This is a genomic window from Sporosarcina sp. Y1009 (genome assembly GCF_057669865.1).
The window spans coordinates 493,566-514,854 of record NZ_JBYHFO010000001.1; the positions used below are offsets into that span (position 1 = coordinate 493,566).

The following is a 21,289-nucleotide window of genomic DNA, read 5'->3' on the forward strand; positions in this document are numbered from 1 at the left end:
ATAGAAATTCTGCTAATTGCCATCTTTTTTATAAAAAGATGCTGATAGAAATATAGATATTCCAATAAGAATAAAAGCAATTGATTGAGGGAAATCCTTTAGTGAAAAACCTTCAGAAAGCTCAGTTATAAACAGGAAAATACCTAATAAGAAAAGTATGATTCCTAATCCAATATTAATTTTTCCAACAAAAGATAACTTTTTCAACGCAATACACCTCCATTAAGAGATTTTAAATTAGTCCAATCATCTTTCACTAACCTGCCCCTTTAGTTTAATTACACTTCTTCTTCATTGATATGAATACCTCTTTTTGAACCCCAAAAAGGCGACCGTCCATCCAAGGATAAGTCGCCTTCTACTCATTCGTATTGTAAGCAAATAAAAATGACGGTCAACAGATAATCTTCTGATGTTCAAGTAAAGCACCTGTTAGTTTAAGATGATTGTTTTTTTTCATTCTTGTTTCTGACGATAAAGCCAGCAATATAAAAACATCCAACCCCAATAATTATCTTAATTGTGTTACCAACAATTCCAATACCATCAATGGTTAATGCAAATAAAAAAGCTCCGAGAAAAATAAATGGAATAGCAAAAAACCACTTCAAATTATTCAATCCCCCTTATGTATGATTTGAACATTCCTGTTCAACTAACATGCCTCGTTAGTTCAACAAGAAAAAATCCGTCTACGCTGCTCCGATTTCCACGTAAAGCACCTCTTAGTTCAATATTTCATTTTCCTGGTTGTTCTTTTTTCTTTTTTATTGTTATCAGTTTTGACATAACAAAATGTCCAACGGTAATAGTTTGTAATAGGTCTCTATACGGCTCATTCGTTCCTCCTATGAGTGATGCAACAATATAGAAGAATATAAATGATATTATTAATAAACCCGGAACATAGTACTCAATATTCACTTCCATTACATTTCCCCCTTATTAAATATCTAACTAGTGTCGACTCTTATTGCTTAATCATTTGTTCATTGAGTAGACGTTCTTTATCGTCCAAATTAAATATACCGGGGTCCCAACTTGGAAGAACTCCATAACTCCCAATAATTTCTCCTTTCGCTTCAAATACGACTGCTTTCAAACGGTTTCCTTCAACATCTTCTTCATTTAACTCATAGAAATGCTGTGTAACTTCTTCTCCCAAATACTCACTCAAAAATGTAATTCCACTTGCTTCATAATTCCTAAGCATTTCATCAGGAATACTTACTATATAAGTTTCAACTTCGATTGATTCTTTAATTTCCCACCCTTTTTTTGATAAATATACTTCGTGTTGTTCATTGAGGATTTCTTGACCACAAGCTGAAACAAATAATATCCCAACAAGTAATAAAAACATTCTCATTTTCATTACAACTCCTCATCTTATTGATCTAAACAGCCTCATTAGACCCGTGAGCTAATACTTTCTACAATCTATTCGTCATTTCCTTCTTTTACTAGCAGGTGTGTTTGACATATAGTCAAAACAAGGATGGTATATTTTGGGCATAAAAAAAAGAGGCATAAGCCCCTTCTCATTCATTAGTTCTACACACTATGTTGATCTCTTTTTTGTTCGGTTGAAACTAAATTAGCTCCCCATGGATTGCTGCTCTGCATACTTTTTAAAGTTATTTAAGATTGACTGCCAACCTGCCTGTTGCATATCGATTGGATTTTCTGTTTCCGGATCAAATACTTCTATGATTTTCGTGTTATCTTCTTCGCGAATAAAAGTTATTTCAACTTTTCTTCCATCCTCTAAAGTATAAGCAATGAACTCATTTAATTTCACATCATCATATACGCCTCCAAAATCAAATCCAAAGCTTCCATCTTTAGCTTCCATTCTGGAGGTGAATTTTCCACCCACTCTTAAATCATTTTCAGAAGATGGTGTGTGCCAATCATCTGACACAATATTCCATTTTGTTATATGAGTATGCTCTGTCCAATATTTCCATACTTTTTCAATTGGTGCATGAACAGTTGTTTCAACAGTAATTTTAGAATGATTTTCTTTCTTCATTTTTCCACTGCTTTCTTTATAAGATAATTTATTATACCTTCGACGTTCTATTTTAAAACTGTCTCGGCAGGGGTAAATGCTTCCCATGGATTATATTCCGTTGTAATTGAGGAAATAAACCAATACTCTTTAAACGGTTCTACATTCTTTTCCACTATTATTATCTTCTGCCCATCACCAAAATCACCATATGATGCCCATAAATCGTAGTTAACGGTATACCGCATTTGGGATTCACTCAGCTTTTCTTCTTTGGTAAAACGAAAGTTACTAACCGAAGGGCTTGATTGGCCTGTGATCCAGTGCGTTTCCTCAAATTTAAGCCTTGATTGTTTTCGAAGCGAAGGGGACAACATAGCATATTGAACAGAGCCACTTCGATTATTTACGCCTAATATCCACATTTCAACAGCTTGTTTTGGCTCGGTTACCATCAAACCCGTCATAAAGGACATTAACTGGCTTTCTAAAGGAGTGAGTTGTTTGCCTTCAATAATTTTTTCCTCAACAGAAGGAGGCGTATCGTTCGTTTCTGCATTGACTGTTCCATCATACATTCCACAAATTAGTATACAAAATAAAATCAATAGAACAGGTTTACTTTTATCCAATCTCATCACCCTAAATTATATTTGGGTTTAGTTTGTCCTGTTCAGTTACAATCATTCCTTCTTCAACTACCTTGCCCCGTCAGTTCAATTTTAAAGTCCATTATTAAAAGTTATCTCTTTGGAGACAGGCTATCCTAAATACCTATACTTTATTGTTATGAAGTCAATTGGTTCATCATAATCCATAATTCTTTTATTGATAATACCTATTATCTCTTCACTCGGCACCCTTTTTAAGAAGCTTCCCTATCTTCTCTTGTTCTCCAGTCTTTCAGTTAAATCATTAAATTCTTGGGCTACATTTAGCATTGGTATTTTTTCAGCTACCGAAATTCCATTTTGAATAGATTTAGAAGCTTCTTCTAATTTATTTGCTTTAATTTGGGCATCTGCAAGGGAATACCAATAAAACCAGGCATCCATTTCAGAAATTTTATCGTTATAAAACTTTTCGATTACCGGATAATATTTGGAATATAATTCTTTATCATAAACCAACTTTTCACCATTCCATCTTAGTACATCAACTAAATAACTATCACCAACATACTTTTGCCAAACCGCTAGACCAACTTTTTGATTTCCTTTCACAATGTCAATTTTATGATAAGGAACATCAGCAATCTTTTTGAACGAGTTATTAACCCATTGGAAAACTTCAAGTTCGCTTCCTATGTCTGCACCAATTGTGACACCGAATAAATATTCTTTTGTACCATCACCAGTAATATCCGCCAAACCCGAAAAATCCAAACCTACTCCTTGTTTTTTTGTTTCATAAATTTTTCGCCAATCAGCATTGTCCTTTTTCAGTACGATTGCACCATACTGGGAAGGGGAAGGTTGTTCTTTTGCTTTAATTTCAAAAGTAAAGATTATTTCTTTCTGCCCGTCGTGATTAAAGTCATAGAGTTGAATTGGTTGTGTGGAGGTAGGATTTTCAGGACTTATAAGCGACGAGTTCGATGGCATAAATGCCTTAACAATTTTCATTAAGTCTTCTTTCTGATCCTCATTAGCGTAAACAGTTATCGAAATAAAGTTAATTGCCGTAAGTGACAGCAAGGTAAGAAGCATGATTTTCTTCATAAACTTGTCCCCTTTTCACACAAAGATTATATCCTTCTGTTGTTTTGTGTAGTATGGACGCATTTAGAAAAGTAATTCTTCAGCGAAGCTTCCCCGATAGCTAACATTTCCTTAATTTTGCATGATAAAGCTCGATGGAACTTTGCATAAAACGTAAAGATAGAAGATCTTTCAAGTTGTTCTCAACCAAATCAATCGACTGATTAAATTTAATGTTATTGAAAATATAGTGACACTGTTTTTTTCATTAAAAACTCCTAAAAATGATAATCTTTTTCTACACATTTCTCTCCAATTTTAGTTCAAACTGCGGCTTGGTTATGTAGTCAGCGTAATTAATACGACCATTATAATCTAGATATGCTTGATAGCGTGTGCGTAGTGCTGGGGCTGTTATCAGATTTAGAACTTCTTCCTTACTCACCCAACGACTATCCGATGTTTCATCAGATGTTGTCAGTTTTCCGCCGATGGGTTCGCATACAAAATCAAACATAACCTTTGTAGGTACTATATCTATACCGCTATGTCCCTCATATGTTGCCGTATTAGAATAAATTCCTACCAAATGAGAGACGATAACGTCAATTCCACTTTCCTCTTTAACTTCCCTGATTACCCCATCAAGTAAATTTTCCCCGACTTCCACTTGCCCGCCAGGAAATACCCAATCGCCGCTTCTACGAATCTTTACTAATAATATCTCACCTTGTGTATTCTCAACAAATCCGCCTGCTGCAACAATATGTACTGGCATTTGCATTGTCTATTCCTCCAGTTATTCGTTCTGATAACGGTTCTGATATACTTCTACCGTATGTTTTATTAAATTCTTTAAAACATTGGTATCGATATCAGCTAATTTATTCACATAAATACAAGCCTTGCTCTTCGTGTGTTTACCAAAGCCTTCTAGTAACTCATCTCTTTCCTCACTCTCATAAGTCAAATAAAGACTAATCTTTGCCTTTCTGGGTGAAAAAGCAACTAAAGGTGCATCCCCTTCACGTCCTGATGCATACTTATAGTGATAGCTACCAAAGCCTATAATACTCGGCCCCCACATTTTTGCCTCATAACCAGTTACCTCTTCAAAAATTTCTAATAACTGATACGCATCTGCCTTCTTCTTCTCACTTTCCACCTTTTCAATAAATTCAATTACGCTATTGTCGTTTTCTTTCATCTTCGGTTCAGTCATATATGCTCTCTCCTACACATGATTGTCATGATTATTACATTCTTGATGACAAGTCCAATTTCCTGCAAAAACGAATAATCTTTAATTAAATCTCCTATTTATGATGACAATCTCTCTTCGCCTTATCCAAAATAGATTGTATCGATTGGTTTTCTAAAAATTGATGTAAGACACTTTCTGCATTGTCCATGATCTGTTTAATTCTGCAAACCCGTTGATTGTCCTGTTTATCCATTGACTGTTTATGGCTGTGATTTGTCATTGACGTATGTTGTCTAGAATCAGAGTTGGAACAAGTAAACATTTCTTGTCTACCTTCAGTAGATAAAATAACTTCTGAAAATGTGATCTGGCTTGCTGGACGTGCCAGTTCATACCCGCCTTTTACTCCAGGGACGGCTCTTACAAGTCCGTCTTTTCGTAACTGCGTCATAATTTTCGACAGATAACTTTCCGATACGTCGAGCATCTCTGCTAATTCTTTAATCCCAATTTTGTTTTCCTGCTCTGATTTTGCCAAATGAACTAAGGCATGTAGTGCATAATCCGTACTTTTCGCAAATTGCATGCTTTCAACCCCATTCATTATATTGCGTCCTATTAAGGTCTAGTTTGTTTGAATTCCTTATTATTTATTTTTTTGTGCAACAATTATATAAACTGCTTGATTAGCCATTTTAGTTTGCGGAGAAAATGTCTCGACGATATCAAAGCCAGCCTGTAACATTTCTGCTTTCATATCTTTTGATGAAACTCTTGGGCCAGTGGATATCGCTGATTTCTCTAATTCAATACATAAAAACACACCTTTGTCTTTTAAAACCCGATATATTTCGCCTAATGCAAGCGCTAGTGGTTGTACTTCGTGAAGTGAGATTGAGGCAACAGCCTTATCAACTGCTTCGTCACCTAGTTGTATATTTTTGAAATCTGATACTAGCGTTTTAATATTCGTGATTCTATGTTCCCCTGCTTTTGTTTCCAAGTATTTTAAGACGTCTTCATCAAAATCTAATGCAATGACTTCCTCTACATGCTTAGCAAACGGAAGACTAATATAGCCAACACCGGCTCCAAGATCTAGTAATTTGTCTTCTTTATGGAGGGATACAAATTTGAATAACTCCTCGGCCGGGAATCGTTTGATGTTCTCCAAGTTATTTATTTTTCTCATTAGTTTTTGATTCATTTACATTCTCCTTTTTAATTACAGACATTTTGACTCTATAATGACTATAATAGGTTTATTCTTATTTGTAAACACTTTTGTTTAAGGTAATCGAAAAGGACCTTCGCTTGTTTCGGCAAAGGTCCTGTCTATTTTAATTATGCATCATCCAAGACTACCTACGATTATTTCAGAATTTCCAATAATCATTCGCAGCTGCAATGGTTTGATAATGTGTTGCAATCACCTGTGATGCTTGTGTTAGGCTGTCAGCGTTATTCGCATAAGCGTCTCTGAGCTGATCTCTGATTTCTGGGGATGGTTGCGTGTATGCAACGCCTTTTCGGGCAAGCTTAATCGCAAGTTCGAATCCTTGTTGAGGTGTCTCTGTTTGTAGACTTGTAATCCAATCTGCCATGGTATCCCTCCTCTAATGATTCTCCTTCAATATAGAGTAATTTTCCCTAGATATCAAAGATGGGTAACTTTTTTCGTGAAAACTAGCACCCACTCTCCCCTATGCATAACCTAGATATGATAGTAGATTCATTTCCATAGGGGGTAGTCACATGGTGAACTTTCAATCTTTCAGCGGGACGGTAACCGCGATTAATGATTTCCCGACCCGTCCAAATGATGTCGACGGTGGTTGTTATCAATTGTTTTCCGTTCGAAACCGGCGTGGCGATGTGGTCAATTTCGTGGTCGCACCGGACACTTATTTTGTAGATCATCGAATCATCAGGGTGCGTGACCGGGTGACAGGGTTTTATGATGCGGATGCGCCTGTACCTTTAATTTTTCCACCGCAATATGCGGCAGTCGTTATGGCGAAGGATGCACCTGGTCAAGATGTGACAGTAGATTTTTTCAATCGTCAATTGCTCAACAGCGATGGTGATCTCAGATTAAACATTTCACGAGATACGCAAATTCTATTGGAAAACGGGCAGGAATTCCATAGGAACCCGGCTAATCGGTATTTAATCGTTGTGTTCGGAGCGACGACGCGAAGTATTCCAGCCCAGACGACACCTTCTCAGATCATTGTAATGTGCTAACAGTCATGCTACGAACAATTAAAAGCCTAACTTCTCTTTCATTTGAAAGGGAAATTAGGCTCTTGTTGTTCCAAAATACTGGAACATCTATGAATTACTAAGCATATATTTCGTTTCGCTTAAACTGACACTTCTGTGGATAAAAACTCAGGCAGTTGTCTTTCGCGCTTGTCGAGCATAATCTGTTCCGACTTAATGCCCTGCTCACGCAGTACGTCAATGTTCTGCAAGAGAAATTCGTCACTCCCGACAACATAGAAGAGTCCCTCCTTGTCAGCAGCAAGGTTTTTCACTTCTTCATAGTAGTCTTTACGGTTATCGACGAACTGTGATGTGAAATTCTTGTCTGGTGCTGATTCAAAAATAGTAGAGAATAAGTATTCTTTTGATGAATCGATATTCAGGGAGTGAATATGTTTGACGTTGTCAGCACGTTCGAAATAATCAAGGACAAGTGGTCTGAAAGTTGCTAGGCCGACACCTGATGACAGCAGGTACACATTTTTGTCTTCTCTTTTAAGTGGTACATTCGAATGTGTTTTAAATATGGCAACTTCATTGCCAACCTCATGATTTCTTAATGCCGTTTTGAACTCAGAACAATTCTCTCTGATGCGTGTTGTGATGCCGATTGAATTTTCGTTTGGAAGCGTCGAGATTGACATATGACGAATCAGGCCGCGATTTGGTTTTTCTCCTGTATTAAAACCTTCCAAAGCGAAATGGGTATGAGAACCTTCTTCCCATGTAAAATCTTTCGGACAGTCGAGCAGGTACGTTTTAACCTCAGGCGATTCTTGAATTATCTTATTTATCTTAGTCCAGTATATTTGCAATATTTGTTCCCCCTACAAAATTATATTTATCATTACTCTCTATTATATACTAAATGATAACAATTCTCAATTATGAAGATTAATAATTTAAGATAATATCTGTGATTTAAATATGAAAAGCCTAATTTCTCTTTCATTTGAAAGAAAAAATAGGCTTTATACGTTAGACATCCGGGCCATATATTCTTTTAACGTTATCTCAATACTTCAAGAAACTTTATTCTCCTGCCTGGTTGTTGGATCTAGTTGCTTTCAAGTCATTGTCAAAAGGTGATTATTCTGTTGTTCCAGTAAAGCACCCTTTACTTTAATAGTAATTCTGCTAATTGACACCTTTTTTATAAAAAGATGCTGATAGAAGTATAGATATTCCAATAAGAATAAAAGCAATTGATTGGGGGAAATCCTTTAGTGAAAAACCTTCAGAAAGCTCAGTTATAAACAGGAAAATACCTAATAAGAAAAGTATGATTCCTAACCCAATATTAATCTTCCCAACTAAAGATAACTTTTTCAACTAAATTCGCCTCCGTTAAGATATTTTAAATTAGCTCAATCATTTCATAACCTGCCGTTAATTGAATAATAAATTTTATATACTTCAATCAATATTGGTCTTCAATCGCCTGAATTCAGGAGTCTGTATTATCTTGCTGAAGAAATCATTTTTCGCTTCTCTATAAGCTTCCATTTCTTTTCCTTCAAACTTTCTTTTTAAATTATCATATTCTATTTTGAATAGTTCATTTTGCAGTAAAACATCTCGAAACTTCCAGAAAAAATCAAATTATGAGCCTATTACAGTCAGTTGTATACCTAAAGGTGGAATATTCGCATCATCTTTAAATGCCCTAAACTCATTTGTTTTTATACTTCCATCGTTGGATTCATATACGGTAGAGAGTGCTTCAGCAGCTTGATTAAATTGAATTTCGGAAACACGAACCTGTATATCTAAATCTCCCTTAGTAAGACTATTTGGTATAGCAGTACTACCAACGTGTTGTATGTCTGCGCTCGGAATAAGTCTTTGGATGAAGTCTCTTTGAGAGGTAAAAGTTTTCTCTACATCACGTTTAAAAATTTCTTGATTACAAAAGCTTACTCGTTCCATCTAATCTCCCCCTTTTCCGCTTTATTAAATGCATGGACAGCAAGCTCTTACATTAGAAAGTTCCTTTAGAACAATGAAGTATTTATTACTTCAATCATTCAGTTACTTTTGATGCAGCATAAATTGGACTGATTTTATCCATTGCTACGCCTTGTTTTTTATATTTAAAAATAAACAAACCATTAACTAATAAAATCATTGATCCAAATGCCAATGCAGCCATAGAGTTCCATTCAGAAATCAAACCAGATAGTAGGGTCGCTAACATTGCTGCAATTCCACCTAAAACATATATGGAACTTCGAACCCTAGCAATCAAATGGTCTGGCGTAATCCCCTGTTGAACAGTTATCTGAACAACAAATGCCATAGAAAGTGCCCCATCAAAGATTATCATTCCGACACACATGATGATAAATGAATTTGATATCAATAATAAGATACCCAATGAAGATATGATCATCAAAGTACTAAGAAAGTATAACCAGTTTGCATTTTTAAATTTATTCATGATTAGTACACCAACGACATTTCCTATACCAGCACAAGATAATAGTATTCCAATATACTCTTCTGAAAAATGGAGCGTATATTTAGAATGAATGATAACACTTAGCACAATAACGCTGGTTGAAAATCCGAGTACCAAAGCCGAAATAGTCGCTACAACTTGAGATCCATTAGCATAGAGTACTTTACACCTTCTAGGGAATTCCGAATGAAACTCTTCAGTTTCTGTTTTCCCTTCAAGGGTTTATCATCCGTTTCCTCACATATATTTCGGTATTTAATAGATGAAATAAATAACATTGAAATAAGTAGTAAACTACCACAAATAGTTAAGGTAATGTTCGGGCCATATTTCGCAAGTATAATTCCACCCAAGGCTGGACCAATTTAAGTTACAATCGCATCAGCGGCTTCTAATGAATTATTAGCACTTAATAAACGTTGCCTCCCAACAATTTTAGGTACCATAGCTGAAAGGGCAATATTTAACATCAACCCCACTAAACCCATGAAAAATAATATTGATCCAATAACAAAAAGGCTCGTTATGTCGATTGTTATTAAATATGCCAATAGAAATAATAATAGAGCATATATTAAATTACAGATTGAAGAAATCAAAACCAGATTCTTTTTCTCAATCCAAGTACCTACCTATGGGAATAGAAAACAACACGGAACTAATTCTCTGAAATATAAGCACCAATGAAGTCATTAATGGCGATCCAGTCAGACCCAATATGATAATTGGTATGATTAGTTCGCGAAAACGTTCACTTAAGATTTTAGATGTATTATGAAACCATAACTTCCCAAAATCAGTATTAATCATTAAATTATTCAATTTGAACACCTCTACAAACATTGAAAAAATCAAATGGATGGATGCATTCCTCCACCACTCTATTATTCTCCTTCGTTATAGGAATACCTCTTTTTTACAAAAAAAAGGCAACCGTCCATAGGTCACCTTCTACAAGTTCGTATTGTAAGTATCTAAAAATGACCGTCAACAGACGATCTCCTATTGTTCAACTAAAGCACCCATTAGTTAAAGAATATTGTCCAAGATGTCTATTCAAACTCTCTTCATATACTTAAAATCAATAAAAAAGGAATCCATGGTAATGGTTAAGATTTTAATGTAATAAGTTCATACGTAAAAGTTTCACAACTGCTTCTGTCCTATTTTTGCTATTAGTTTTCCGCATTACATTATGAATAAAATATTTAACAGTTGATTCTCCTATTTGGAGAATACTACTAATCTCTTTTGTTGTATATCCATTAGCTATACTTTGCATTACGCTTAGTTCCTTAGTAGTAAAACCTTTCGTATGTACATGGTTTTTTATTTGGAGTATTTGTAAACTGCTATCACTAAAGCTACGCATTTCTTCCAACAATTCGTCTGTCACTTTGAACTGTACGTTAACAGCTGTCATAAATGCAATTACGATACCGTTTATGGAAAAAGGAATAAGTATCATATTATGAATGGGCTTGGGTATCACAAACTCGGCTCCTATTGAGTTTTGGAAATTATTATCATTTAAGAAACGAACCTCATCCTTTAATAACGTCTCATGTACAAGTGAGTTAACATGTGCTGGATGATGAATATATGAGAGCGATTGAAGATTAGGGTGTTCGTATGACAAAATGCCACTTATCCTACCATTAAAAATAGAATATTGATATAGCTGAACAAACTCAGAAGGGAATGACTCATAGAATACTTTAATCATTTCAAAGAAACCATCATTCACATTTTCCAGTTGCGGAATTGCTATCAGTTTCTCTTTCCAATCACTTTTCATTTTATTACTCCTTTCAAGATGAATTAGACTTAAGGCTAAAAAAATATTGAAACCTATACTTAAATATAGTGCCAAATCACTTTAAATACAACTGTTCACAACCTCAGGTAAGCGTTATCATATATATGTAAGGGAAATAAATGATATAGGGGACAAATCGTTTGGAAGTGAGAAAGCTTAACACAGCTAATCGATATCTTCCAATAAAATTCAATAATAAGGGAGAGGGAGTTATATAATGAGTAAGAAATTCAATGAGAAAGTAGTCTTAATTACAGGTGCTGGATCAGGTTTGGGACAAGCAGCGGCAATACAAATTGCTAGAGAAGGCGGAAAAGTTTCATTGGTTGATTTATCCAGTGAGGGACTAGAGGAAACAAAAGAAAAAATAATTGGAGAAATACCTGAAGCAGAAGTTCATCTCATTACCGCTAACGTATCCGATGAAAAGGCTGTCGAAAACTTCGTTACTGAAACTGTAAATACTTATGGTAGTATTGATGGGTTTTTCAATAATGCTGGTATCGCAGGTGAAAACAATCCAACGCATGACTTTGGCAATGAGGCATTTCGCAAGGTTCTTGATATTAACGTAAATGGTGTCTTTTATGGTTTGAAATATGTACTTAAAGTTATGAAAGAGCAAGGGAAAGGTGCAATTGTCAGTACAGCTTCTCTTTCAGGCATGCGAGCTGGTGCTGGAAATCAAGCTGGATATGCGGCAAGTAAACATGCTGTTATAGGTCTGACTAAAAATGCAGCTATTGAGTATGGTCAACATGGTATCACTGTCAATGCAATCGCACCGTGGGCAATTATGACGCAAATGGTTGAAGAACATTTGAAAGAAATCGGTGGCGATAATTGGGAAAATGTCGCTAAAGAATCTGTAAGTGGAAACCCGATGAAGAAATACGGTAGACCTGAAGATGTTGGAAATCTCGTTGCTTTTCTACTGTCAGATCAAGCATCCTATATTAATGCAGCAGTTATTCCAATTGATGGTGGAGTATCACAAACCGTTTAATAATAAGAAAGAAATCAAGACAAAACGCTGTTCTTTCGCTGATTAAATTGAGAAATTACTAGTAGAGATTATTCTGTTCAATAATTTGTGAAACACTATGTATCAATCTCTAAAAGAGTCGCACTCTGCTACTCTTTTTTTGTTTTTCAGGTAATGTGTTAAGCGACACTAACTCTTTTGGAATTTTACTTTAAACATTTGTACTAAACCACATTCTACAATCTGTTCCACCAATTTCTTATTCAACTAACCTGCCCCGTTAGTTGAACAAGTAAGAAGAACTGCCTCAGCAGCCACATGTTCTTTCACTAAAGCACTCGTTAGCTTAATAAATGCCTGCTCCTGCTATCATTGCAATGCTCCACATAATAAGAGTAAACGATATTGTAAGCCAAACAGTATTGACCGTAGTTTTTTCTTCATGTTTTACCTTTTTCAATATAGAAACCAAATTCAAACAAAATATAACGCACAATATAGGCATTAAAAGCCCTCCAATGAGTAGAAAGACACTAATCACATTATTTTCACTCCTTTGTAGTAGGTATTACGCAAGCAGTCAACTTTGTTCGAATGTTTCTTTATCAACAAAATCTCCCAACTTCTACTTTGGCGCATTCTTTATCCAGTTACGTTCCGGTAATGCACTTTCATCAAACAAGCCCCGAAGATATGTAATAGCCTCATCCCAGGTAGAAAACATAGTAAAATGATACGGCATTTTTCCCTCTTCCATCCAAACTGCCCATTGGTCGTCAGAAAGTTCCGTTGCAAACCAAAAGTCATCATTTACAGTAAAGAAAATGGCATAGGAATTTTCCTGAGCTTCCTTCCATGTGTTATAGCCCAACAATGCTGCAAACTCTGTTGCAGACGGTCCATAATCTCTAGAAAAAAGTTGTTTAAAGTATTTCCCCATCATACTAACAGTCCCCATTTCTCTGTTATGTAGTATCGCTTTTAATAGAGTTTAGTATATCATTGAACTACTCCCACTTTCACTTTGTTTAGAAGTGAGAGATTCTTAGGTTATTGTCTAACCGACATTCATCTCCCACTTACTCGTTCGGCTGTGCCCTATACACTCCTTGAAGTGGAAGTCTTCTGTCGAAGTATTCATAAAATGGAGAAGAATTGGAACCCAATGGCATCATGACAATATGGTATATGAATAACTTATGATAAAGTGTATATATTAACAGATTTCAAAATGAGGCCTCCTCTTAATTCACACACGATATTGTACCTACCTTATTTTGCAAATACTTTTTAGTTTTATAAAATAATTGAATATAGCGAAATAATTCAACTTTTACTAAAAGGAGAAAGATCATGAGATTATTTTCGAAATATAGTGAAGATAAGGTCCAAAAACTCACTAATAAGAAATTGTATGAGCAACTTACACTGCTAAACAATGAACAGGCACCCGACCCGAAATCGATAGAGGTGATTCTATCGGAAATTGCCCAGCGAGACCCAGCTGATTATGAGTTGGGTAAAATCGAGGCAGAAGTAGAGAAATCTAAACGCCATGCCGTTATGGAGACAACAGACATCCTCTATCTTGAAATCAAGTATAACGAGAATTATCTTGCCAAGCCAGAATCCGAAACTGATCCATATGAGCGCAAGCTCCGATCCGCTATGCTTGAAATGATTCGGAAGGAATTAAGCCGTAGGACAATTTAGTACAATCACTTAACAAAGGTAATTGTATATGTTGAATAAGTACCAGACATTAATCCTAATAAGACAAACGAAAAAACAGGAGAAGAAAGTGGATATATTACGATTATTGGATCGTACTCTTCTAGTTTGTTTGAGCCAGCGGAAGAGCTAGAAAAACAGGAAATCTATGATGTTTACTATGATAAACGAGTAGATTCATTTGGTGGAGTGGCGTTGGGAATAAATGAGCATGATGGAAATGATGTCGTGACACAAATTAAAACACCAGATTTTGAGCTCTCCTTAAATGTTACAGGTGACCGTACAGATTTAATGTATGGAGAACCGAGTATTGATGTGCTTTTAGAATTGATTGAAATTAAATAATGAGTGAGGAAGATAAAGACTTTGAATTACCGACTGTACTTTTTACAGTCGGTTTTCTAATGTCGCTATACTGTTTCCTATCAAAAAAAGAAAGATGCTACTTTGAGCAATTTTTAATTTTTATGGAAGTTCAATAAGAAAAAAAGAGTTACCTAAACACCCCTAACTAGAGCCCCCCCCGTTAACTGTAGTGTGGAGCAGGAGAAAAGGCAGAGGTAACAGCAAAGCCTTACCTAAAACTCTATCACCTTTCCTCTTCTATATTCATAGAGTACAACACTAATTTAAAAGGAGATACAGTTTTTGTTATCCATTAGCACTTTTGCCCTATCAATGATTCCACTTTATCTAATGACTTTTATTGGCTTCACTGCTCGCAAATTTCGCGTATTCAGTAAAGATGCTAATCAGGTCATTACACAGCTAATGCTCTATATCACTTTGCCTGCCTTGATTTTGTTCTCGCTTCAAACGACTTTTTCCATTGAATTACTAATCGATTTTATTTGGCTTGTCATCATGTCTATTTTCGTACTATCTGTATCCGTATTTATCGCGGCCAATCTGCGAAAAAAAGCCGCACTTCCTGCCAAGCAAAAAAGTGTATTTGAGAGCCTAATTATCTTTGGCAACCAGGGATTTATTGGATTTGCTGTCATTTATATTTTGATGGCAGAGCAAGGGATTATCTACTTAACCATATTTAATATCTGTTACTTAATTTTAATCTGGACTTATGGCATTTATCTGTTTACTAGGCATGACCGAAGCGTAAATTGGCGTGTGTTATTTTTCAATCCGGGGATAGTGGCAACCCTGGTTGGAGTATGTATGCTATTCCTTTCGTTTAGTTGGCCAGAGATGATTTTAACGACATTTGAAGGCGTCGGTAAAATGACTATTCCTCTCTCAATGATCCTGATTGGTAGCTTTCTTGCAGACATTGAGATGAAGGATTTTCTACTATACGGAAAAAATATTTATATTTGGATCGCCTCCATTCTAAAATTGATTATCCTTCCTTTAAGCTTGCTTGTTTTTATATTTCTGCCTGTTCCACATACGCTGATAATCGTTGCTATGCTGACAGCTGCAATGCCCAGTGCCTCAACCACCTCTGTTTATGCACAAAAATTTGGTGCGGACGCTTCCTTTGCAGCGTTTGGTGTTATGCTGACTACGATCCTCTGTATCATTACTCTCCCGATAATTTACAACATACTATTATGGGTACATTCATTTATAAACTAGTGAAGGCTTTATTGATTTCCAAATGCATTTTTATCCAATGCGTTGAATATGAAGCTCTACAACCAACGGGCCAACAATTATTGAAAAAGAATTTTCATCAGATTGTTATGAAACAAAAACAATTCTAGGGGAATACTATTTTACAACGACTAATTAAACAAAGGAGAATGAACATGGCATACGTATTACAAGTGGATTTTAATATGAATGGACCTTTGGGAGATGAAATGGCAGTTGCCTTTTCTGATTTAGCAAAAAGCATCAACGAAGAAGACGGTTTTATGTGGAAGATTTGGACAGAAAATCCCGAAACAAATGAAGCTGGCGGAATTTATCTTTTCGAAACAAAAGAAACCGCTGAAAAATATATCGACATGCATTCGAAAAGATTAGCTGGATTTGGTATAGCAGATGTTAACGCAAAGATTTTTGCCATTAATTCTAAACTTACTGAGATCACTAAAGGACCAGTAAAATAAATAACTTGACAATGCGAGTAGCTCAACTTCTACTCCTTTTTTATATTAAGAATTCCTACATTTTTCCTTCCTTTATCCATGTCCAAATTCGATAACTACCAAAAATGGATACGAAAAATAGACTAATCATTGTAAATAACCAAATATCCAATCGGCTTATTTCTCGTAGACCATCTGCATTTAAAGCTATAAAAGTTGAAAAGCCTATAAATATTAGGTAACAAAACACATTGGGAATAATCCATGCAATCCTTAACTTTTTGTTCTTCAAAAAAATTACCCCCTTATTCAAGTAAGAATAATTTAGTCTAATCGTTTATGTAATTCATTACCTCTTGTATGTATTCCTCTATTGGTTTTCGTGTATTTACCAACTATTTATTTTTATTAAGCCAAGTACTGGCAATTAAATAACCGATAATAGGTGATATCCCATATCCCATGATTGGCATTGGGAAATTACCAAATAACGTAACAATCATCGTCATGAGGAAGTAAACGCCTAATGATAAAGAAGTGATATTATTTTTACCGTAAAAAAAGAATGGATATATTAATAATAAAAGAGCCAATACACCTAAAACAAACCAAAAACTTCCCAGGTCTGCAACTAAAAAGATTATATGTTCTACATAAGGTACTGGTGCTAAATCATCAAGAAAAATCCACGATACGATACCAAAGGCTACTATAAGTATAATGCTTAATGACTTTACTATATTATTACTAATCTTTTTCCAAATAATGATCGCAGTAGCACATGCAAATGCGGTTAATTGACCTGCATCTGGATGAAATAACAATATTACTAAAGTAATAAAAGTTAGCCCGATTACATAATGTTCACGATTGTTTATTGCTAATTTCCATAAATGAATAATTAATAAAGGCAAAATAATACTTGCTATGTATAGATTAATTGGTCCAAATGATAGCCATCGATGAACACCATCTATACCATTAAACCAAAATGGCAAAACTAATAAAGCTACTAATATTACGGGATAACTAACATTACCGTTACTGCTATTTTTATTCTTGTTTCTAATGATAATAACAGAACCCAAAACGGTTCCTAGCATCCAGATTATTATGTTTTGAATCCAAATACTCGTAATCACACCGTATGATACCATTGCAAGAGTTCCTAAAACGATAGCAGGAAGCATGAGAAAATAAGATATAACACCTTTTATGTTTTTCATGTTACTTGTCCTTTCCATAAACATTAAAGCACAACTCATTAACAATTTTATTCCTATATAAGCTTAATTCCATAAATGTGTTATCAATGTAGAAGGCCATCCATTAAAAAATGATACCTATGTATTCTTCACTCTTAATCTTGCTTAACTTTTTGTACTTCGTACTTAAATCCATGATAGTTATAATTTTGTTTCTTGTACATTTCCCTTGGTGTATCTTCTCCATCGGCCACTAATATTACAACTTTCTCCGAATATGACTCCATTACAAATTTTTGTAATCGGCTTCCAATCCCCTTATTTTGAAACGATTCTACTACAGCTAGATCATCGATTTCGACTGTTTCATCGGAGATAATGACATCTACGTAGCCTGCCGGAGAACCCATATAAAATGCTAAAACTTGCTGAATATCTTGACTTTCAAATTGACGTTTTATAAGATCAACCTTTTGCATCGCGAACTCAGTTCCAAACTCTAAATCATTTTTATATCGTAGATCAATTAGTACTTCTAAATTTTTCTCTGTCACCACTCGGATTTCTATATCTGAGTTGTTTCTTACCGAGGGAAAGTGTTCAGGTTGAATAGCATATAGTTCCAGATATCCTATTTCATAATCCATATCAGTTAGGTATTTACTTAGTTCTCCCTGCGGTTTTATATTTTCAGGGAAATAGAATTTCAGATGCTTTTGTCCTCGACTTAGATGATAATCGCTTAACTGACAACTCCCACGGCTAAAGTCGTGGGGTTCTTTGAATTAGTGGAAACTTGCCACCTACATCACAATTCTTAGAGCGACCTTATCAACCTTACGGTTGAGGTTGCCATCCCTACACTGCTGCGATTTCCCAAAGAAGTTCGTGGGGCTAGAACGTATAGTTCGGCGCTACTCCGACTAGCCGATGAAGACCGTTCGCGCGCTTACGACACCCACTCATTTATTAAAGTCGGCAACTTTGTCATTCCGACTGGTCTATATTAAGCGACATACCACTCCATTTGCTTGTTACTGTGTTGCCCTAGTCTCGTGACTTCTAGATGATGCAGCACGACAAAGTCTTGCCACCCGCGGTTGCACAAGTCTATGTCTATCCCATCTAAGGTATCGACGGTGTTTCCAATTAGGAAAGCACTATACAGATCACGTTGGATGCGTTCACCTAGAATATCATTCCAGCGTTCGCTTAATTTTTTCTTGGTGTATTCGCCAGTCATATGATTGAATTGACTTGCTTTGACTTCAACAGTATTGATTTCCTTGACTCTTCTACCTTGATAGGTTAGTTTTCGGTCAATAATCTCAATCAACATGGCAGGCGCTCGGTTGGCGATCACCTTACCGTAGCGTTTTTTCTTGTTGATTTTTCCATTCATTTTGTTGCGTGTTGTCTCCTTGGCTCGCTTTTGAAGTCCTTGTACCCGCATGGTTTCTACACGAATGTCTGAGCCTAGCGAGAGCACATGGTTCGCAAGGATTTCATGCGATTGTTTTCGTTTAACCGCAATCTTCCGGTGCAGGTCTTTGCGGATAGCCTTTAATCGTAGATAGCGTTTCGAGAAGAGCCATTTTAATTTCACGCCGCGCTTAATCGTTCCGTTTTCATTGTAGTTGTCTGGATTAGTTGCCCGTTTGCTTCTGTCCATTGCCCGCTCAATCTTGCGGAGTGCCTTGCCATCCGCCACGCATTCGGGCGCTAATTCATGAAGCTCAACTGCTTTCTCACTAGAAATAGCGAGCGTACTTGTGCCCAAATCTAGTCCGACACGTTTTGTTTCATCACCAGAAACTTTACGGTTTTTCTTCCATGATTTATCTGGCGGAAAACCCTCTTGTATGAGTTGAGCGAAGTAGCGAATCTCGCCACGAATTTCCCTGGAGATAATGCGTACATATTTAGTTCTATGACATAAGGCAACACGCGCGTAGCGGTCTTTGCGCTTGATAATAAGCGGTACTTTAATTGCGCCTTTTTTTGGCTGTGAAACAGGATTTTTCTTTGTGACTCGTGTCTGTTCGCCCCAAAGGATATACCCATCTCCATAGCGCAAACCAGTAGTATTTAATTTGTTTTCGATTGAGAAATCATTCGACCAACGTTTAAAGTTTACTTTACTCGCTTGGTGATAATGGACTTTTTCAACCGCATTGAAAGCTCTCGTTGCGAGCTTTTGCGCTTCAAGCGAGCCGATGTTCTTGGCGAACTTTGCTTGGATTGGTGCGACAAAAGCATGAAGTTGATATTCTGAATAACCGTAGCTTTGTTCGATTGTATAAATTTCAACCGTCAGCCGTTTAAATTCACGCATGATTACTTTCTCTTCTGCTGTTCGTTTATTCGCATGCTGAGCTTTAGCAGTTTTGTACTTGGTTGAAATTGCTTGTTTTGCTTTTACTGTCATTCGATAGGTCTTGTCCGCAAGGACAGCTTTCAATCGTTTTAGAGCCTCTCCAAGGCAAGAATTATAGATGCTTTTTCCAATACGTGTCTTCTTGCCTAAAATTTTGCGGTCATAGGCAGTTGTTTTCATTTCCAGTTCAAGCACATAGCTTGGTGTCGTGTCTTTTCTTGCCATTGGGTTTGCTCCTTTCTAACGTTTCTCTGCATCTCAACATATCGCTTAATCGTTTGAGTTGATACATTTCCTGCGGTGGATACGAAATAACTACGGGTCCATTAGCTAGGAATATTTCCGCCATTATATCCGCAGGGCTGTACGTTGGAAGGATGTTCAAGAATAGATGGCAGTGACCTTCGTCAGTTTCCATAGCCGCTATCTTATAATCTTCTTTCTTGCAGATTTGTCGAACTAGCTCTTTGAAGCGAAAGTCCACTTGTTCATTAAGAAATGCCTTTCTACGGTATCGAGGACAAAATACAAAGTGATAGTTCAGAAGACTCACTGTCGTCTAGGCTCTTCGATATTCTCCCATATCCACATTATACTATACAGACCATATGTTCGCAATCGAGGCATAGATATATACAACAAAAAAACAAGAAATTGATAGATGTCGGCTTACGACACCTCGCAAGGAGGTGCCCCACGCCGAATTCACTATCATCCCATCCCTAAAGGGGTGGGCTTTCTCGTTCGTAAGTTACGTAATTTCCCACCACTTTAAACGTCTTTAAAGATGGTAAGGTTTTAAATTCAATGAAATTACTATCATACTTTGTTAGCATTTCTGGATAGTGAGCATGTCTATAATGAGTATTTTCAGCAGCTATGTTCCCAGGTGTATAAGTATCTTCAAATGTTACTTTTTCATTTTTTGTACTCCTTACTTTAAGACTGATGCCCCTCTTTCTACATGATTATTATTCATACTTTCTTAACGTTCCACATTAAATGCTTCACTATAGATTTCACGCAGCTCAGCCGAGTTGTCTGGCCAATTAATTGGTTTATCATTGACGACTTGGCCCAATACATCTAGGCACCTATGCCATCCTGCGGCAGTATTTACTGCCCATGAATCATCGTTAAATGTATGGGTAAAGATCATTCGACACCCTTTATCCTCTTCCTGCAATGAAATGTTTATCAAATCATCAACTTCACGGAAACCAAATAAATGGGGCTTTTCTAATTCAGTGATTGTCGCACTATATGTCGTTCCTTCACCGTCATCGAAGGCAATTTCGCCGCCGACTCTGAGGTCCATCTCCCCTGTTGCGAAAGGGTACCATTGGGTGAAGTCATTAGTATTGGTAATGATTTGGAAAACATCTTCTAGACTATGCTTGAAAAGTCGTTCAAATCTTAAAGCATATCGACCTCTTGACTCGTGTAGTGTCCCGTATTCATTCATTAT

At 36.2% G+C, this 21,289-nt stretch carries 30 protein-coding genes and 2 pseudogenes; 6 read left to right on the plus strand and 26 right to left on the minus strand.

Going from position 1 to position 21,289, the window contains the following annotated elements:
- Window positions 1-12: 12 nt before the first annotated feature.
- The 12 genes from AC25Y1_RS02350 to AC25Y1_RS02405 form a co-directional block, all read right to left on the minus strand.
- A complete protein-coding gene (locus AC25Y1_RS02350; RefSeq protein WP_488146322.1) occupies window positions 13-207 on the minus strand; it encodes a hypothetical protein in 195 nt (64 codons plus the stop codon).
- 230 nt (window positions 208-437) lie between these two features.
- The gene (locus AC25Y1_RS02355; protein WP_488146323.1) at window positions 438-611 is read right to left on the minus strand and encodes a hypothetical protein; all 174 of its coding nucleotides are present in this window, start codon (window positions 609-611) and stop codon (window positions 438-440) included.
- A 127-nt stretch (window positions 612-738) separates the two neighbouring features.
- Window positions 739-930 (minus strand): hypothetical protein, encoded by a 192-nt coding sequence (locus tag AC25Y1_RS02360; RefSeq protein WP_488146324.1) that lies wholly within the window; start codon window positions 928-930, stop codon window positions 739-741.
- 40 nt (window positions 931-970) lie between these two features.
- Window positions 971-1,375 (minus strand): hypothetical protein, encoded by a 405-nt coding sequence (locus AC25Y1_RS02365; protein ID WP_488146325.1) that lies wholly within the window; start codon window positions 1,373-1,375, stop codon window positions 971-973.
- 222 nt (window positions 1,376-1,597) lie between these two features.
- Window positions 1,598-2,035: an SRPBCC family protein gene (locus AC25Y1_RS02370; protein WP_488146326.1), complete on the minus strand. Its 438-nt coding sequence runs from the start codon at window positions 2,033-2,035 to the stop codon at window positions 1,598-1,600.
- Between the two features lie 47 nt (window positions 2,036-2,082).
- Window positions 2,083-2,646 (minus strand): hypothetical protein, encoded by a 564-nt coding sequence (locus AC25Y1_RS02375; protein ID WP_488146327.1) that lies wholly within the window; start codon window positions 2,644-2,646, stop codon window positions 2,083-2,085.
- Window positions 2,647-2,892: 246 nt separating this feature from the next.
- Window positions 2,893-3,735 carry a hypothetical protein gene (locus AC25Y1_RS02380; RefSeq protein WP_488146328.1) on the minus strand — a complete coding sequence of 281 codons (843 nt, stop codon included), beginning with the start codon at window positions 3,733-3,735 and terminating at the stop codon, window positions 2,893-2,895.
- Window positions 3,736-4,012: 277 nt separating this feature from the next.
- Complete coding sequence (locus tag AC25Y1_RS02385) at window positions 4,013-4,498, minus strand: NUDIX hydrolase (protein WP_488146329.1); 486 nt, start codon at window positions 4,496-4,498, stop codon at window positions 4,013-4,015.
- A 15-nt stretch (window positions 4,499-4,513) separates the two neighbouring features.
- Window positions 4,514-4,936: a DUF1801 domain-containing protein gene (locus tag AC25Y1_RS02390; RefSeq protein ID WP_488146330.1), complete on the minus strand. Its 423-nt coding sequence runs from the start codon at window positions 4,934-4,936 to the stop codon at window positions 4,514-4,516.
- A gap of 94 nt (window positions 4,937-5,030) precedes the next feature.
- Window positions 5,031-5,504 carry an RrF2 family transcriptional regulator gene (locus AC25Y1_RS02395; protein WP_488146384.1) on the minus strand — a complete coding sequence of 158 codons (474 nt, stop codon included), beginning with the start codon at window positions 5,502-5,504 and terminating at the stop codon, window positions 5,031-5,033.
- A 60-nt stretch (window positions 5,505-5,564) separates the two neighbouring features.
- Window positions 5,565-6,125 (minus strand): class I SAM-dependent methyltransferase, encoded by a 561-nt coding sequence (locus AC25Y1_RS02400; protein WP_488146331.1) that lies wholly within the window; start codon window positions 6,123-6,125, stop codon window positions 5,565-5,567.
- Between the two features lie 169 nt (window positions 6,126-6,294).
- Window positions 6,295-6,522 carry a hexameric tyrosine-coordinated heme protein gene (locus tag AC25Y1_RS02405; protein WP_488146332.1) on the minus strand — a complete coding sequence of 76 codons (228 nt, stop codon included), beginning with the start codon at window positions 6,520-6,522 and terminating at the stop codon, window positions 6,295-6,297.
- Between the two features lie 151 nt (window positions 6,523-6,673).
- On the opposite strand from AC25Y1_RS02405, the gene AC25Y1_RS02410 reads away from it, so the two are divergent.
- Complete coding sequence (locus AC25Y1_RS02410) at window positions 6,674-7,165, plus strand: hypothetical protein (RefSeq protein WP_488146333.1); 492 nt, start codon at window positions 6,674-6,676, stop codon at window positions 7,163-7,165.
- 119 nt (window positions 7,166-7,284) lie between these two features.
- Here AC25Y1_RS02410 and AC25Y1_RS02415 read toward each other — a convergent pair whose 3' ends face one another.
- The 5 genes from AC25Y1_RS02415 to AC25Y1_RS02435 form a co-directional block, all read right to left on the minus strand.
- On the minus strand, window positions 7,285-8,001 hold the full coding sequence (locus AC25Y1_RS02415; protein ID WP_488146334.1) for a dihydropteridine reductase: 717 nt from the start codon (window positions 7,999-8,001) through the stop codon (window positions 7,285-7,287).
- Window positions 8,002-8,323: 322 nt separating this feature from the next.
- Window positions 8,324-8,518 (minus strand): hypothetical protein, encoded by a 195-nt coding sequence (locus AC25Y1_RS02420; protein ID WP_488146335.1) that lies wholly within the window; start codon window positions 8,516-8,518, stop codon window positions 8,324-8,326.
- 270 nt (window positions 8,519-8,788) lie between these two features.
- The gene (locus AC25Y1_RS02425) at window positions 8,789-9,115 is read right to left on the minus strand and encodes a GrpB family protein (protein ID WP_488146336.1); all 327 of its coding nucleotides are present in this window, start codon (window positions 9,113-9,115) and stop codon (window positions 8,789-8,791) included.
- A 94-nt stretch (window positions 9,116-9,209) separates the two neighbouring features.
- Window positions 9,210-9,626 (minus strand): hypothetical protein, encoded by a 417-nt coding sequence (locus tag AC25Y1_RS02430; protein ID WP_488146337.1) that lies wholly within the window; start codon window positions 9,624-9,626, stop codon window positions 9,210-9,212.
- Between the two features lie 1,138 nt (window positions 9,627-10,764).
- Window positions 10,765-11,445, minus strand: coding sequence for a LuxR C-terminal-related transcriptional regulator (locus AC25Y1_RS02435; RefSeq protein ID WP_488146338.1), 681 nt, complete (start codon window positions 11,443-11,445; stop codon window positions 10,765-10,767).
- Window positions 11,446-11,683: 238 nt separating this feature from the next.
- On the opposite strand from AC25Y1_RS02435, the gene AC25Y1_RS02440 reads away from it, so the two are divergent.
- On the plus strand, window positions 11,684-12,472 hold the full coding sequence (locus tag AC25Y1_RS02440) for an SDR family oxidoreductase (RefSeq protein WP_488146339.1): 789 nt from the start codon (window positions 11,684-11,686) through the stop codon (window positions 12,470-12,472).
- A gap of 604 nt (window positions 12,473-13,076) precedes the next feature.
- On the opposite strand, the gene AC25Y1_RS02445 is transcribed toward AC25Y1_RS02440, so the two are convergent.
- Entirely contained in the window at window positions 13,077-13,394 is a 318-nt protein-coding gene (locus AC25Y1_RS02445; RefSeq protein WP_488146340.1) for a hypothetical protein, read from the minus strand.
- 410 nt (window positions 13,395-13,804) lie between these two features.
- On the opposite strand from AC25Y1_RS02445, the gene AC25Y1_RS02450 reads away from it, so the two are divergent.
- The 4 genes from AC25Y1_RS02450 (at window position 13,805) to AC25Y1_RS02465 (ending at window position 16,260) form a co-directional block, all read left to right on the plus strand.
- Window positions 13,805-14,164, plus strand: coding sequence for a hypothetical protein (locus tag AC25Y1_RS02450; RefSeq protein ID WP_488146341.1), 360 nt, complete (start codon window positions 13,805-13,807; stop codon window positions 14,162-14,164).
- 126 nt (window positions 14,165-14,290) lie between these two features.
- Window positions 14,291-14,530 carry a hypothetical protein gene (locus AC25Y1_RS02455; RefSeq protein WP_488146342.1) on the plus strand — a complete coding sequence of 80 codons (240 nt, stop codon included), beginning with the start codon at window positions 14,291-14,293 and terminating at the stop codon, window positions 14,528-14,530.
- Window positions 14,531-14,833: 303 nt separating this feature from the next.
- Entirely contained in the window at window positions 14,834-15,781 is a 948-nt protein-coding gene (locus AC25Y1_RS02460; RefSeq protein ID WP_488146343.1) for an AEC family transporter, read from the plus strand.
- A 173-nt stretch (window positions 15,782-15,954) separates the two neighbouring features.
- Entirely contained in the window at window positions 15,955-16,260 is a 306-nt protein-coding gene (locus AC25Y1_RS02465) for a monooxygenase (RefSeq protein ID WP_488146344.1), read from the plus strand.
- A 55-nt stretch (window positions 16,261-16,315) separates the two neighbouring features.
- Here the strand turns inward: AC25Y1_RS02465 and AC25Y1_RS02470 are convergent, their stop codons facing one another.
- The 8 genes and pseudogenes from AC25Y1_RS02470 to AC25Y1_RS02505 all read right to left on the minus strand — a co-directional run bounded on the left by AC25Y1_RS02470 (window position 16,316) and on the right by AC25Y1_RS02505 (window position 21,286).
- The gene (locus AC25Y1_RS02470) at window positions 16,316-16,531 is read right to left on the minus strand and encodes a hypothetical protein (protein WP_488146345.1); all 216 of its coding nucleotides are present in this window, start codon (window positions 16,529-16,531) and stop codon (window positions 16,316-16,318) included.
- Window positions 16,532-16,634: 103 nt separating this feature from the next.
- Window positions 16,635-17,465, minus strand: coding sequence for a hypothetical protein (locus AC25Y1_RS02475; RefSeq protein ID WP_488146346.1), 831 nt, complete (start codon window positions 17,463-17,465; stop codon window positions 16,635-16,637).
- Between the two features lie 134 nt (window positions 17,466-17,599).
- Window positions 17,600-18,091 carry a GNAT family N-acetyltransferase gene (locus AC25Y1_RS02480; protein ID WP_488146347.1) on the minus strand — a complete coding sequence of 164 codons (492 nt, stop codon included), beginning with the start codon at window positions 18,089-18,091 and terminating at the stop codon, window positions 17,600-17,602.
- Window positions 18,071-18,196 (minus strand): annotated as a pseudogene (locus AC25Y1_RS02485) (DUF5613 domain-containing protein); the annotation flags it as partial. The gene AC25Y1_RS02480 and the pseudogene AC25Y1_RS02485, both read right to left, overlap by 21 nt.
- Window positions 18,197-18,450: 254 nt before the next feature.
- Window positions 18,451-20,046, minus strand: coding sequence for a nuclease/transposase family protein (locus AC25Y1_RS02490; protein ID WP_488146348.1), 1,596 nt, complete (start codon window positions 20,044-20,046; stop codon window positions 18,451-18,453).
- Window positions 19,998-20,374, minus strand: a pseudogene (gene tnpA, locus AC25Y1_RS02495) (IS200/IS605 family transposase). The gene AC25Y1_RS02490 and the pseudogene tnpA overlap by 49 nt, the downstream one beginning before the upstream one ends.
- Before the next feature lie 169 nt (window positions 20,375-20,543).
- Complete coding sequence (locus AC25Y1_RS02500) at window positions 20,544-20,771, minus strand: DUF5613 domain-containing protein (protein WP_488146385.1); 228 nt, start codon at window positions 20,769-20,771, stop codon at window positions 20,544-20,546.
- Window positions 20,772-20,806: 35 nt separating this feature from the next.
- Complete coding sequence (locus AC25Y1_RS02505; protein WP_488146349.1) at window positions 20,807-21,286, minus strand: SRPBCC family protein; 480 nt, start codon at window positions 21,284-21,286, stop codon at window positions 20,807-20,809.
- Between the last annotated feature and the right edge of the window lie 3 nt (window positions 21,287-21,289).